The sequence below is a fragment of the Pseudonocardia kujensis genome, assembly GCF_021283305.1.
Classification (GTDB): domain Bacteria; phylum Actinomycetota; class Actinomycetes; order Mycobacteriales; family Pseudonocardiaceae; genus Pseudonocardia; species Pseudonocardia kujensis.
Window position 1 is genome coordinate 131776 of the sequence record NZ_JAJSOK010000010.1, and the last position, 13154, is coordinate 144929.

The following is a 13154-nucleotide window of genomic DNA, read 5'->3' on the forward strand; positions in this document are numbered from 1 at the left end:
GCGGCCGAGGCTGACCTCAGCCGCCGGAAACGTGATGCTTCAGGTTGGCCAACGTGGCGGCGAAGGCGGTGGCGTGGTCGGCACTGCTGATCCCGTCCGGGACGTTGTCGGCGATGATGGAGACGCGGGTGCCGAAGGGAGCTGACTCAAGGCTCCAGGTCATGGTCATCGTGCCTGCGTACTGCGGGTCGTCCGAGACGAAGTCGACTTCCTCGACGATGCGGTGCGGTGGATCGACGGCCACGAAGCGCACGTCGGTGACGTCGGTGTTCGCCTCGGTCTTGCCGGGGTGGGCGGGGTCGTCGTAGGCGAGGACCATCCGGTAGCCGCCGCCCGGGCGCACGTCGAACCACTCGAAGTGCCCGGTCATCCCGCTGGGCGGCATCCAGGCAGCACGGGCGTCGGCGTTGGTGAGGGCGGCGAATACCACCGATGGCGGAGCGGGCAGGTCCGCGCCACCGATGTCCCTATGGACCATGCACGGAGGCTAACGCGCTACGCGAGTGCCGAGATCCTCCATAGCCGGGCCAAGTCATCCAGTGGCGTCCACCAGAGTGTGCCTGCCCGGTGCCGGGCGAGGCGTCGCGTGGGGCGGCCACCGCGTGATCTGTGAGTGCGTCTACAGCGTTTCCGGTGGGAAGCGCTTCGGCTTGACGGCGGTGCCTGCGACTGACTCTCGCGTGACCTGCCCCGCTGCGGCGTGCCGCTGCAGAAGACTTGTCGTCCTGGGCGCCGTCCTCGGCCCGCCAGATGGCTTGATCAGAAGCGCGTCCGAGCCCAGCCCACCCGAGCTCGTGACTCATCACAGATGTGCCCCACGGTGGTCTCACCCGGGTCGACGTTCAGCGTCTCCTCCGGGAAGGACCCAGAGACCGCATGACGCAACTGGCCGAGGTCATCGACGTAGTTGTCGGCGGCGAGACCCATCGTGAGCTGCACTCCCTTGAGCTCGTGGCCCCATAACAGCACGTCAGGAGCGGTGCCGAAGTGGTACCGTCCTTGGCCTGGCGATGAATGTGAGGTTCACCGACGAGGAGGCCCAGGCACTGCGCGCTCAGGCGGCCGCCGAGGATCGGTCGATGCAGGACGTCGCGCGCGCCGCCGTCCGGGAGTACATCGAGCGCCACTCCCACCACGATCGGGTCGCCGAGGCCCTCGCGATCCTCGGCCCGCGCAATAAGGACCTGTTGCGCCGGCTGGGCGCGGCGTGACCGAGTACCTGACGCTGGAGTCGCTGCTGCAGGTCGCCGAGGGCGCGATCGAGGGCGAAGTGGCGGTGCGCGACTTCGGGCTGCTGGAGTCCGCGGTCGCGCGGCCGCGCACCACGGTGTTCGGCGCCGAGGCTTACCCGACGATGCCCCAGAAGGCGGCCGCGCTGCTGGAGTCCCTGGTGCGCAACCATGCCCTCGTCGACGGCAACAAGCGGCTCGGCTGGCTCGCGACCGAGGTGTTCTGTTTCCTCAACGGCTGGCTGGTCCTCGCCGCCGACGACGACAAGTTCGACCTGGTCGTGGACGTGGACGTGGCCGCGGGGGCGGTGCCGGGCGTGCAGAAGATTGCTGAGCGGCTGGAGCCGTGGCTCACCCCGCGCGGGGGCGATTAGCGATCCTTGATCGCCAGGTGAGCCGGTCTCGAAGTTCGTTGCCTCATGGCGGATGCGTGCCCACGGGACGAGGAGTCGTTCCCTGCCGCGAGGGCCTGCGGGCTCGACCAGCACCAGGTCCGCCGGGGGAGCTCCTGGCGGCGCTGGACAGTGATCTTGATGGTCGCACACGCCCTGCTCGCCCTCCCGCGCCGCGCACGAAGGCGCCGGGTCGCACAGCGCGCGGTCGACGCCTTACTGCGTTCGCGCGGCAGGTGACCGAGACCCGAAGGTCCCGGCGGAGATCCCGCCGGTCGAGGTCCGCGAGCCTGCGGAGGACCCGAGCACCACGGAGCCCACGGAGGGCACCGAGCAGGTCTGATCCGCTGCCCGACAGAGCCGCACCGCTGCCGACACCGCGGGCTGGGCCTGGGTCGCAGCATCGGCAAGTGCGGGCACCGCAAGCGGCGCAACGGCGACCGGGGCCGCCCGGACCGTCGCTGGAGTCGACACCGCGGGGGCGGCAACCGCAGAGGGCAGAGCAGCAACGACACCAGCCGTGAGGACGGCAGCGATCGCCGTCCCGGCGAGCAGCCGCGGCGCGTCGACCCACTGCCTCCGCGCCTTCGGCGCCTGGCGGTGCTGCCCGGAAGGCCACGGCTGCTGCTTGTCTTGCGTCATCATCACGGTCCCCCGATCGACGTGCCGCTCGCCTGTCGACTTACTGGCAGCAGTCGTTACGCCGTTCGCCGGTCAGAGTTGCTTCACGTGGTTCACCCCAGCGCCAGCACGAGGCCTGCCGCGACGAGCAGCGCGGCCGTGAGCCCGTGGATGCCCAGCGCGGTGGAGGGCTTCCCACCGTGGGTGAGAACGATGATGGCGTCCGCTGTCGGGGTGAGGGCCGCGGCGACTAGCGCCCAGCCGAGTGTGGCGGGACCGGCGGCCGCCCAGACCACGAGCGGCACCACCCCGGAGCGACGCGGTGACCAGGAGCTGTTGACAGAAGCAATCCTCCACAGCATCATGGTCAAACGACCAAGTCGTATGACCATATCACCGGTTCAGAGCGTTCCATTGGGCGGGGTGGATTTCTACCGGCTCTTCTAGTTGACGGCACGCCACAAAGGAGAAGTGATGTCGGAACGTTACGACGTGATCGTCGTTGGCGCAGGTTTCGCTGGCGCTGCCGCGGCACGGGAGTGCGCAACACGAGGCCTCCGCACACTGGTACTCGAAGGTCGCGATCGGATCGGAGGGAGGACGTGGACATCCCGGTTCTCGAACGGTCAGCCAATCGACCTCGGTGGAACGTACGTGCACTGGCGTCAGCCGCATGTCTGGGCTGAGTTGACACGTTACGGCCTGACCGGTGACGTCATACCCTCCGCCGAGTCCCCGGAGCAGGTGCTTGCTCCGTCCGGAGACGGATTGAGCTGGATTGATGCGGCCAAACACCGCAAACGCGAGGCCGCGCTGATGAACCGGATCTTCGCCGGTGCGCGTGACTACTTCCCGTACCTGCCGGATCCGCTGGCCGCACGGGATAAGCTGGAGAAGCTGGACCAGATGACTATTCGCGACTGGATCGACCAGTTCCATTTGTCACCAGACGACGACGCGCTCGTGACCGGCTTGCTGACGTATGAGGCACTTAGGCCTGCGAAAGACTCTGGGATTCTCACATGGGTCTGGTGGTGGGCCCAGTCCGGCGGCGATTATGAGTCGGCGTACGAGATGCTGCTCGGGTACCGCCTGCGGAGCGGTATCGGTTGTCTGCTGGAACGAATTCTCGCAGACGGGGGTTCGGAGGTCCGACTCGGCCAGACCGTCAAGAGTGTCGTTTCGGACGGCGACAAGGTTCGGGTGTCGACGACTGACGGGCGAACCTATCAGGGTTCCGCGCTGGTCGTCGCGACGCCCACCGGCTCCTGGTTGGACATCGACTTCTCGCCCGCGCTGGCGCCGGAGCGGATCGAAGCAGTGCGCGAAGGGATTCAGGGGCCACGTGCGGTCAAGGTTCTGGCTCGGATCAAGGGTGAGCCTCGCAGTATCGAGGTTGCCAGCGGCGATTCATACCGGATCAACGCAATGTGGACTGAGCGCCGGGATGCACCCGGTGAGCAAACCATCGTGGCTGTCGCGGGCAGGCTGATGAAGGACCCGAACGACCCGGACGAGGTCGCGGACGCCATCAAGGAGCTCCTCCCCCACGTCGAGGTCCTCGAGGTTGCAGCTGGTATCTACTCTGAGGATGACCCCCATGCCCGAGGCGGGTGGATGTACCTGCGTCCCGGTGTTATGACTCGGTTCGAGCCGTCGAAGAAGTTCATCGAAATGGAAGGTCGCATTGCTTTCGCAACGGCCGATATCGCGACCGTCCTGGTAGGCTACATTGACGGTGCGATCGAGACCGGGCTCAAAGCCGCTCGAAACGTTCAGCAACTCGTCGTACGATCTGACGCTAGCTAGATACCCCGGAGCCTTCGCGGTTCGACGCGGGGTATGGCACTACACGAACGCGTTCTCGTATCGGTGTCATACCTCGTTGGCGGCCGTGCCTGGGCCCTCCATGCAATGAACATCGGCCAAGCGTCTGCCAATGCGCTTATCGTGTCGCGTTCGTCTGGCGTGTGGTGACCCGCTGACGCCTGGCCGTTGGGCACAGCAGCCTCACCCGGTGGCTGTGCTCACAGAGCATCTGATGGAGGACCGCATGGAACCCGTGTAGCTACTCGGTCCTGATGGGACTCTTCGCGCCGATCCTCAGTGGCCTCTGGAGGTCACCCCGGAGCCAGCTCTCCTGGCGGTGCCGGCGCGCGCGCCAGCTGTGTCGCGACTTCTACCGACGGATGACGCTGGCGCGCTGCTTCGACAACGAGGCCCTCGCTTTGCAGCGACAGGGCGAGCTCGGTCTTTGGCTGCAGTCGCTCGGGCAGGAGGCCGCGCAGATCGGCTCGATCACGGCGCTGCGCTCCGACGACTACATCTTTCCCAGCTACCGGGAGCTTGCCGCGGCGCTGTGCCGTGGGATCACCCCGGCCGAGTTGCTGGTGCAGTGGCGCGGCAACCAGCACAGTGGGTGGGAACCGGCGCGCTACCGCTTCCACATTTACACGCTCGTCCTCGCCGCACAGTTGCCGCATGCCACTGGCTATGCGATGGGTGTGCAGCGCGACGGCACCGACGAGATCGTCGCCGCCTATTTCGGTGACGGCTCGACGAGCCAGGGCGAGGCGAACGAGGCATTCAACTGGGCCGCGGCCGCCGAGGTCCCGCTGCTGTTCTTCTGTCAGAACAACCAGTGGGCGATCTCGACCCCGGCACAGACCCAGATGCGTGCGTCGCTGCATCAGCGTGCGCTGGGTTTCGGGCTGGACGCGTACCTAGTCGACGGCAATGACGTCCTTGCCGTGCACGCGGTGAGCCAGCGCCGTGGCCGGGCAGATCCGGGCCGGCGGCGGCCCGGCCTTGATCGAGGCGATCACCTACCGGATGGCCGGACACAGCACCTCGGACGACCCCGGTCGCTCCCGCGCAACCAGGTCCTGGTTGAGATCGAGACCGCCAAGTCGCTGGTCGAGCTCCCGTCGCCCTACGAGGGCATTGTCGCCGAACTCCTCGTGCAGGAAGGCCAGACCGTCCCGGTTGGCACCTCGATCATCGCCATCGGCTCCGGCGCCGAGACCAGGAGCAGCCGCCCGACCTCGCCAGATGATTCGCCCGCGGAGGACCCGCGGACCCCGACGAGTGCCATCGAGAGCGGCGACGCCACCGGCTCCACGAAAGATATGGAGGAAACGGAGCGCATATAGGCGGCGCATTCGGTGCTCGTCGGCTACGGCCCAACCGAAACCAGTGGTAGCCGTCGCCGTAGAAAGGCGCCGGCGTCGGCTACCAACTGCACGACCTCGAGGCCGGCTGTCGGTCGGGACGCCACGCTGATCCGGGTCAAGCCTCCGGTGCGCAAGCCCGCCAGGGACCTCGGCGTCGACCTACGCGCGGTGCCTGCATCGGGTCCGAGCGACACCATCACCCGTGATGACGTCCTGCGTTTCGCCGAGCCGAGCCCGGCGACCGGCCCGATGCAGATCGAGCAGTCGACCCAGCCGGTCACCGTTGCGCCGACGGCGCCGCCCGCACAGGGGCAGGCGGAGGCACTGACGACCCGGATCCCGGTCAGGGGCGTGCGGAAAGCCACCGCGGCGGCGATGGTGGGCAGCGCGTTCACCGCACCACACGTGACCGAGTTCGTGACCGTGGACGTGACCCGCTCGGTGAAGCTGGTCGACAAGCTGAAGGCGGAGCGTGCGTTCGAGGGCTCGCAGGTCACGATGTTGCTGCTCGTGGCGCAGGCGCTGCTGGCCGCGGTCCGGGAGTTCCCGGACATCAACGCCTCCTGGGACCAGCAGGCGAACGAGATCGTGCAGCACCATCAGGTCAACCTCGGCATCGCCGCCGCCACGCCGCGCGGGCTCATGGTGCCCAACATCAAGAACGCCGGAGCTCTGTCACTGCCCGGGCTCGCCGGTGCGATGACCGAGCTCGTTCGCACTGCGCGCGGGGGCAGGTCGACGCCCGAGGACATGTCGCGAGGCACAATCACGGTCACCAACATCGGGGTGTTCGGGGTCGATGCCGGGATCCCGATCCTGAATCCCGGCGAGGCCGCGATCCTGTGTGTTGGCGCGGTGCGCCGCACCCCGTGGGAGCACAAGGGTGCGATCGCGCTGCGCTGGACCACCCAGCTTGCGCTGTCGTTCGATCACCGGCTCGTCGATGGCGAGCTGGGCAGCAAAGTACTCGCCCGCGTCGGGAAGATCCTGGAGAACCCGAAGTGGAACTGCTGCTGTCCTAGGCTCCGCCGGCCTGGAGGTCGCCGGAGGTGCCGGGGGCGTCGTCGGCGGGCGCGGCGAGCGGTCCCGCCGGTTCTCGATCGGCAGCTCCAGGAGCTTGCGGTCGGTCGCGTCCACGACGTTGGTGCGCTCCACGCCCCCTCGCTCTCGCCCAGCTCTCGGCACGGGCACCGACAGTAGCGCGCCGGGACCACAGATCTCCGGGACAGCCACAAGCCGAACCGGACCGTTGAAGGGACAAATAGTGACTCACACCAGCCCGACCGTCGCCATGACCGACCGCGATTTCGAGCAGGTCGTGCTCTGCCGCGACCCCGGAGCCGGCCTCGAGTCGGTGATCGCGATCCACGACACCACGCTCGGGCCGTCGCTGGGCGGGATCCGCATGCGCGCCTACCCGGACCCGGACGCGGCTGTCGCCGACGCGCTCAACCTGGCCCAGGCCATGACCTACAAAGCTGCCCTGGCCGGGCTCGCACTCGGTGGCGGGAAAAGCGTGATCAATGCCGACCCGACGGCCCCGAACCGCCGAGAGCTGCTCACGGCCCACGCCCGCTACATCAACTCCCTCGCCGGACGCTACATCCCAGCGGTCGACATGGGCACCACCGTCACAGACCTCGAGCTGGTGGGGCAATACGTGCCGCGTGTGTCCAGCCAGCGGCGAGACCCGTCGTCGTTCACCGCCCAGGGGGTCGTCGCCGCCATCCGAGCCGCCGTCCGCGTCAGCGAAGACACCTCGCTCGCCGGGGTCCGGGTGGCCGTCCAAGGCCTCGGCCACGTCGGGCGCCTGGTCGTCGGCCTCCTCACCAGGGAGGGCGCCCAGGTCCTCGTCAGCGACATCGATGCGCGGCCTGTCGCGGCGGTCGTCGCCGAGACCGGCGCCACCGCCGTGCCGATCGACGATGTCCTTGTCGAGGATGTGGATGTGGTCTGCCCCTGCGCGACGGGCGGTGTGATCACCGAGCCTGTCCTCGAGCAACTCAAGGCCCGCTACGTCATCGGCGCGGCCAACAACGTCCTCGCCGATGCGCCGGGCCTGGCCGACCAACTGGCCCAGCGCGGGGTGATCCACGTACCTGACTTCGTCGCCAACGCCGGCGGGCTTATCGCCTGCGAGGCCGAGATCCGCGGCGGCGACACCGATCTTGCAGATCGCGTCGAAGGTATCGGCACAACAACACACGAGCTGCTGCAGCGGGCAGGCGCCGAACGTCGCAGCACTGTCGCCGTCGCCGTCGAACTCGCCCAGGCACGACTCGACCAGCGACGCGCACAGCGTCCCTACTTCGCGACGCGATGAACACAACGGCGTCTGCTCCTTTCCCGGTGCCGCGGCGAGCGGGCAAAGTGACCCAGCTCGGGCTTGCCTCGACGATCTACCACCTCGGCCGTCAGGCCGTTCCCGGTTCGCCGCTGGCTGGGTGCTGCCGGGAGTGCCGGAAGACGCCGGCGCCAGATCCCACACACAAGGAGTACCTCATGAGCGGACGACGCCTACCAGCTGATCCTCAGCGGTGGCTTCGGTGGTTACGTATGCGCCCTGCGTCACCTGGATAGTCGAGAAGGACGAGCTCGGCGGCACCTACCTGCACTGCTGCATCCCATCGAGACGCCCATCCACGGGGCCGAGGTCGCCGACGGCCGCCTGGGAGGGCGACAAGGTCGGCGTGCACTCCCAACTCATGGGCATCGACAGATTTGGGGTCAGCACCTCCACGGACCGCGTCGTCGGGGCCGCCGCAACGCGTTTTTGGGCCGAACTCAGTCAGCGCGGGAGGTGCCACCTGCACCGGCCGCAACGTGTGGCCTCGTGCTTGTCCTCCAAGGCCCTGCTCGGGCTGGAGATCGGCGGCGGATCATCACCCTCCTGCCGTGCGCGCAGCCGCTCGGGGTAGTCACGCACCACAATCGGCCCGCATCACGGCCCCTCGTCCGGGCACCTGCCTGGGCGCGGTGGCCCCGTGTCTTGCTACCTGCGCCGCTGCGCCTGTAGCTGGTCAACGGATCGGATGACGCCTGAGGGCGGAGTCGGCAGAGCAGGCCTCGACGCATTCGGGATGGAGCGGGGGTTACAACTTGTGGATCGGCCGGCTACATCGCAGGAGCGCCGAGCCTCCCGCTAGCTCGCACGTGCTACCTGCTACCGTCTGGGTCGGCCGACCAAGTCAGCGGGCAGGGGAGTCCATGGTCCGAATTGCAGCGGATGACCGGCGTCAGAGGTTCATCGAGGCTGCCGTCCACGTCATCAGCGAGCATGGTGTTGGTGGCGCCACTACGCGCCGCATTGCCGCCGCCGCAGACGCCCCCCTTGCGAGTATTCACTACTGCTTCAATACGAAGCAGGACCTTCTCGTGGCCGTCTTTCAACATGTCGATGCATTGATTTTCGAAGCAGTGGAATTGACGGGTCAACATGAGGGCCTCGGCAAGGCCGGTTCGGCTTTTCTCGCAACTGCGTGCGAGTGGTACACAGCCAATGCTTGCTATGTGCGTGCCCAATTCGCCCTGTACCAGTGGATGCTTCACGAGGGAGGCAAGTGGTCGGAGATTGCTAGAAATGCATACCGATCCGGGGAGCTGAGGTCCGCAGAAATACTACGTTCCTCCATGTTGCCAGGCGACGATGACGATCTCGTCGAGCCACTTGTTCGGCTTGTCTTCGCTACGGTCGATGGACTTATCCTTGCCTGGTTTGCCGACCAAGACCGCCAGCGATTGGAAGCTTCGATGGACATAGCTATGAAGTCCATCGAACTTGCGGTGACCCGCCACGTCTCCACATAGCGGACCCACTAGCCCAGAGCCGTTCAGTTAGCGGCGACTGGGTGGGGTCAATGGTCGTGGATGATCGGCGTGTCGGGGCCCGGTCCTATTGTCGTGAGTCCTTAGATCTTTGCCGGTTGTTAAGCTGCGGTATGGCGACTCGTGGCCGAAGCCGGCGGCGGAGGTCGGTGGCCGGGCTGGCAGCGCGGAGCAAGATCGTGCTGGCCGCGGCCGAGGGCTTGTCGAACACCGAGATCGCCGCTCGACTGGGGGTGTCACGGCCGACGCTGACGACCTGACGGTCGCGTTTTGCTGAGCACCGCCTGGACGGGCTGGTCGGCGAGCCGCGGCCGGGGCGGCCGCGCACGGTCACCGACGAGCAGGTCGAACGCCTGATCACCGAGCCCAAGAGTCCGCATCAAACGACGCGTTCGGCAAGTTCCCGCGCAGGCTCGACCGCGAAGTACCCGCCGAGCTCGACGTGCACCTGGTGCTCGACAACGCCTCCACTCACAAGACTCCGGCCATCCGCCGCTGGCTAACCGCGCACCCACGCTTCGTCCTGAACTTCACCCCGACCAGCTCATCCTGGCTCAACCTGGTCGAACGCTGGTTCGCCGAGCTCACCACCAAGAAGCTGCAGCGCTCCACCCACCGCTCGGTCCGCGCGCTCAACGCCGACGTCCGAGCTTGGATCGACACCTTGTTGTCCTTGACTTTCAGGTACGCCTTCCAAATCAGCCTCTTCGGGATCTCAAAAGGCTTTCCCACTGCCTGTGTCTTGCCCACGTGACTCCTCCCATTCCTGGGTGATCACCGGACAACATTCGACGGCACGACCCCTTCGCTCCACGCCCATTACAAGCACTTCATCACTACTACGGGCCGCTCCGCCCTCCTGGCGCGCTCCAGGTACTCTACGGCTTACGGTTTGAGCCACTTGCCGTCCTCCCGGCAGGAAACGACATAGATCTGCGCCACCCATCTCGCGTCGAGGAGTTCTCCCTTTCCGTTGCGGAGCCCAAGCCAAGCTCGCGCCACCTTCATGCCGGACACCGCCAGAGCAGTAGACAGGTTTCCCTCCGACTGATCCCGGGACAGCATTAAGGCCCGGTTCTGATGTCATTTGGCTTAACGACACGTCATCGATCGTTCACTCGCGTTCGCCTTCTTGGCTTACACCTGCCGCCTCTTCCGACGGCTTTCCACGACGCTCACGACCATAGCTCATTCACCACGGCAGCTCGTGGCGGTTTGACACCGGCACCTGCATGCCGATATCGAAGAGCCTACCTTCATGTCCACAACAGCATGGTCACAAAGATCATCTGTTCTGCATCAGACTTTCCTGCTCCCTTCGGGACACACCAAAGCCCTCGCCGAGAACCTGTCGTCCACGATCAAGATCGAGCTTCTCTACTGGCCCGGCACCACGTTCGCGACCCGCCGCGAGCCCGAGCACGCCCTGATCCGCTACCTCGACGGCCGGTACAACCCGCGCCGGATCCAGGCAAAGCTCGGCGAGCTCTGACCCGACGAGTACGAAGACGCCTACCACCGCGCCCAGCGCGACGATCACAGATAACCCGGACTCCGGCGAACCGGGGGAAGCTCAGGCGGCTGGTCGCCGCGATCGACCGCACCATCCTGTACTGCCCGGACACCATCACGAACCTGACCGCGTTCAGCAAGGGCGGCAGCTCGCATGGCACCGCCACCGGGTATCTGATGGCCGGATGCTGTGCTGGTGGACTGTGGCACCCGCAGCCTCACCGACATGGTCTCCGGCATCGACCGCATCGGCGGCTCGCCTACGCCGGGCAGCTGCTGCGCTCCACACGGGCGGCGATGATCGTGCTGGCCGCCCGGAGTTTCGCCGCCGCCGCTTGGCTCGCAGCACTCGTCTCGACCGGCGCCGATGTGCTGGTCCGGGTGAAGAACAGCCGGCGGATGCTGGTCTGCCGCACCCTGCCCGACGGATCGGCCTTGGCCCGGATCGGACGAGTCGCGGTTCGGGTGATCGCCGCCCGAGCCACGATCAGCACCAGCGCGATTCGGCGCGAGGAGACCTACCGGCTAGCCAGGTCAGAACGTGCCCGAGCCCGAAGGTCTCGATCTTACGCAGCTGGGGTCGGCGACATAGGCCTCGTCAGCGGGTGCCCGAGCGAGCCGGAGCCCCGACTCGCAAGGCGCGGTCGATCATCGCCGGACGAACGGAGGCGACCCCGGACGTGCCCGTGGGCGGGGGACCCCGGGCCTGATCGGGAACCTTCGAAGCCTGCGGCCCAGGGCCCCGAGGGAGATCGCCGTGCTGCGATATCGGTCCGCGAAGTGGACACACGACTCCGGTGTCAATGCTGATCAGCGCGTGACCCCGGGAGCTCACGGCGTCCAAGCCACCCGTGGCAGGTTGACGCTGCCAGCCACTCGGTGCATCATGGTCACCTGTCCAAGTCAAATGACCAGCTGGCCGAGGGCCGTATGGCCCTTCGAGTCTCTTCGTGGCCCATCACTGACGAACTCACAAAGGAGTGGTTGTGTCGGACAAGTATGATGTAATTGTCGTAGGCGCTGGCTTTGCTGGCGCCACCGCGGCACGCGAGTGCGCCGTCCGAGGATTGCGTACATTGGTACTCGAGGGACGGGATCGGGTAGGCGGACGAACGTGGACGTCTCAGATGTCCGATGGCAAGCTCGTCGATATCGGCGGAACATATGTGCATTGGCGCCAGCCTCACGTGTGGGCAGAAATCTCCCGCTACGGTCTGGCCGACGATCTCATTCCTGGCGCTGAGGCGCCCGACCAGTGTTTGGCTCCCTCCGCCTCGGGCATGGCATGGGTTGACGCCGAAGAATACAACAAGCGTGAAGCGGCGCTGCTGAACCAGCTCTTCCAAAACTCCCAAAGCTACTTTCCGCAGCCCTTCAAGCCCCTGCTACGGCGTGCGGATGTGGAAAAGCTCGATAGGACCTCTGTCCGCGAGTGGATGGACCAGTTTGACCTGTCGGAGGAGGACCACGCGCTCGTCACCCAAGCTCTGACTTACGAGACGATGCGCCCGGCAGAGAGAAGCAGCATTTTGACATGGATGCGCTGGTGGTCTGTGTCTGGCGGCGACGCCAATTCTGTATATGAAGCCATCCTGGGCTTCAAGCTCGCGGGCGGGACAGCAAGCCTTCTCAACGCCATGCTGGCGGACGGTGAAGCTGAAGTACACCTCAGTGAGGCCGTGACCAGAGTGGATTCGACCGACCAGGGCGTACGGGTCTCGACGGTGCACGGTCGTACGTATTCGTCTTCGGCCGTCGTGATCGCGACGCCTTCTGGGGTGTGGCCTCACATCGATTTCTCCCCAGCTCTGGCTCCTGAACGGATCCAGGCGGCTCGGGAAGGAATGCAAGGGGGTACTGGGGCCGCGAAGATCCTTATTCGCATCAAGGGGGAGCCACGCAACATCAATGTTCTGAATAGGCCAGGACGACCCCTCGATGCAGTTTGGACCGATTCGCGTCAGTCAGACGATGAGCAGACCGTCGTGGCAATTGCTACCAGTGGAATGAAGGATCCGGGCGATCCCGTCGAGGTCGCGGAGGCGTTGAGGGAACTGCTTCCACACGTGGAGGTCGTCGACATTGCCGCCGGCGTCTACCGGTTGGACGATGAGTTCTCAAGGGGCGCGTGGATGTACTACGGCCTAGGGCAGCTGACCCGCTTCGAACCGCACAGGAGGTTCATTGAGCTGGAGGGCCGTATCGCTTTCGCCACCGCAGACATCGCGACTGGCTGGGTCGGCTATATCGATGGCGCCATCGAAACCGGCCTCCGCGCGGCACGCGCTGTTCAACAGATTGTGTTGTCGGACGCCTGATAGTCGTTGGCGCATCCGTCATACCTCAACGGCGGCGTTCGAACTTGGGCAAATGCATGTAGGCGATCAGTTTTAGCCCCGGTG

Annotated in this window: 12 protein-coding genes and 2 pseudogenes; 11 read left to right on the forward strand and 3 right to left on the reverse strand. The window is 66.1% G+C overall.

The features are described from left to right. Window positions 1-16 precede the first annotated feature (16 nt). The gene (locus LWC35_RS10195) at window positions 17-478 is read right to left on the reverse strand and encodes an SRPBCC domain-containing protein (protein ID WP_232869802.1); all 462 of its coding nucleotides are present in this window, start codon (window positions 476-478) and stop codon (window positions 17-19) included. A 532-nt stretch (window positions 479-1010) separates the two neighbouring features. Here LWC35_RS10195 and LWC35_RS10200 point away from each other — a divergent pair. Both LWC35_RS10200 and LWC35_RS10205 read left to right on the forward strand, forming a co-directional pair. Further along, window positions 1011-1211 carry a hypothetical protein gene (locus tag LWC35_RS10200; protein ID WP_232869803.1) on the forward strand — a complete coding sequence of 67 codons (201 nt, stop codon included), beginning with the start codon at window positions 1011-1013 and terminating at the stop codon, window positions 1209-1211. Further along, the gene (locus LWC35_RS10205; RefSeq protein ID WP_232869804.1) at window positions 1208-1603 is read left to right on the forward strand and encodes a type II toxin-antitoxin system death-on-curing family toxin; all 396 of its coding nucleotides are present in this window, start codon (window positions 1208-1210) and stop codon (window positions 1601-1603) included. The genes LWC35_RS10200 and LWC35_RS10205 overlap by 4 nt, the downstream gene beginning before the upstream one ends. 752 nt (window positions 1604-2355) lie before the next feature. Here LWC35_RS10205 and LWC35_RS10210 read toward each other — a convergent pair. Next, window positions 2356-2634 (reverse strand): DUF4267 domain-containing protein, encoded by a 279-nt coding sequence (locus tag LWC35_RS10210; protein WP_308194508.1) that lies wholly within the window; start codon window positions 2632-2634, stop codon window positions 2356-2358. A gap of 82 nt (window positions 2635-2716) precedes the next feature. Between LWC35_RS10210 and LWC35_RS10215 the strand changes: the two genes are divergently transcribed. From LWC35_RS10215 to LWC35_RS10255, 8 genes and pseudogenes are all read left to right on the forward strand, one after another. Further along, window positions 2717-4051 (forward strand): flavin monoamine oxidase family protein, encoded by a 1335-nt coding sequence (locus LWC35_RS10215; protein WP_232869806.1) that lies wholly within the window; start codon window positions 2717-2719, stop codon window positions 4049-4051. A 380-nt stretch (window positions 4052-4431) separates the two neighbouring features. Then, window positions 4432-5190: pseudogene (locus LWC35_RS10220) on the forward strand (thiamine pyrophosphate-dependent enzyme); the annotation flags it as partial. Further along, window positions 5075-5524 (forward strand): hypothetical protein, encoded by a 450-nt coding sequence (locus LWC35_RS39090; protein ID WP_269803900.1) that lies wholly within the window; start codon window positions 5075-5077, stop codon window positions 5522-5524. The pseudogene LWC35_RS10220 and the gene LWC35_RS39090, both read left to right, overlap by 116 nt. Beyond that, window positions 5407-6615, forward strand: coding sequence for a dihydrolipoamide acetyltransferase family protein (locus LWC35_RS10230; protein WP_232869807.1), 1209 nt, complete (start codon window positions 5407-5409; stop codon window positions 6613-6615). The genes LWC35_RS39090 and LWC35_RS10230 overlap by 118 nt, the downstream gene beginning before the upstream one ends. 64 nt (window positions 6616-6679) lie before the next feature. Then, window positions 6680-7738: a Glu/Leu/Phe/Val dehydrogenase family protein gene (locus LWC35_RS10235; protein WP_232869808.1), complete on the forward strand. Its 1059-nt coding sequence runs from the start codon at window positions 6680-6682 to the stop codon at window positions 7736-7738. An 884-nt stretch (window positions 7739-8622) separates the two neighbouring features. After that, window positions 8623-9222, forward strand: coding sequence for a TetR/AcrR family transcriptional regulator (locus LWC35_RS10240; RefSeq protein WP_232869809.1), 600 nt, complete (start codon window positions 8623-8625; stop codon window positions 9220-9222). Window positions 9223-9353: 131 nt separating this feature from the next. Further along, a pseudogene (locus LWC35_RS40875) lies at window positions 9354-9904 on the forward strand (transposase); the annotation flags it as partial. Between the two features lie 594 nt (window positions 9905-10498). Then, window positions 10499-10732 (forward strand): hypothetical protein, encoded by a 234-nt coding sequence (locus tag LWC35_RS10255; RefSeq protein WP_232869811.1) that lies wholly within the window; start codon window positions 10499-10501, stop codon window positions 10730-10732. A gap of 280 nt (window positions 10733-11012) precedes the next feature. On the opposite strand, the gene LWC35_RS10260 is transcribed toward LWC35_RS10255, so the two are convergent. Next, entirely contained in the window at window positions 11013-11246 is a 234-nt protein-coding gene (locus LWC35_RS10260; RefSeq protein WP_232869812.1) for a hypothetical protein, read from the reverse strand. A gap of 492 nt (window positions 11247-11738) precedes the next feature. Here LWC35_RS10260 and LWC35_RS10265 point away from each other — a divergent pair, with 492 nt between their 5' ends. Beyond that, window positions 11739-13070, forward strand: a complete 1332-nt coding sequence (locus LWC35_RS10265; protein ID WP_232869813.1) for a flavin monoamine oxidase family protein — start codon at window positions 11739-11741, stop codon at window positions 13068-13070. Window positions 13071-13154: the final 84 nt, after the last annotated feature.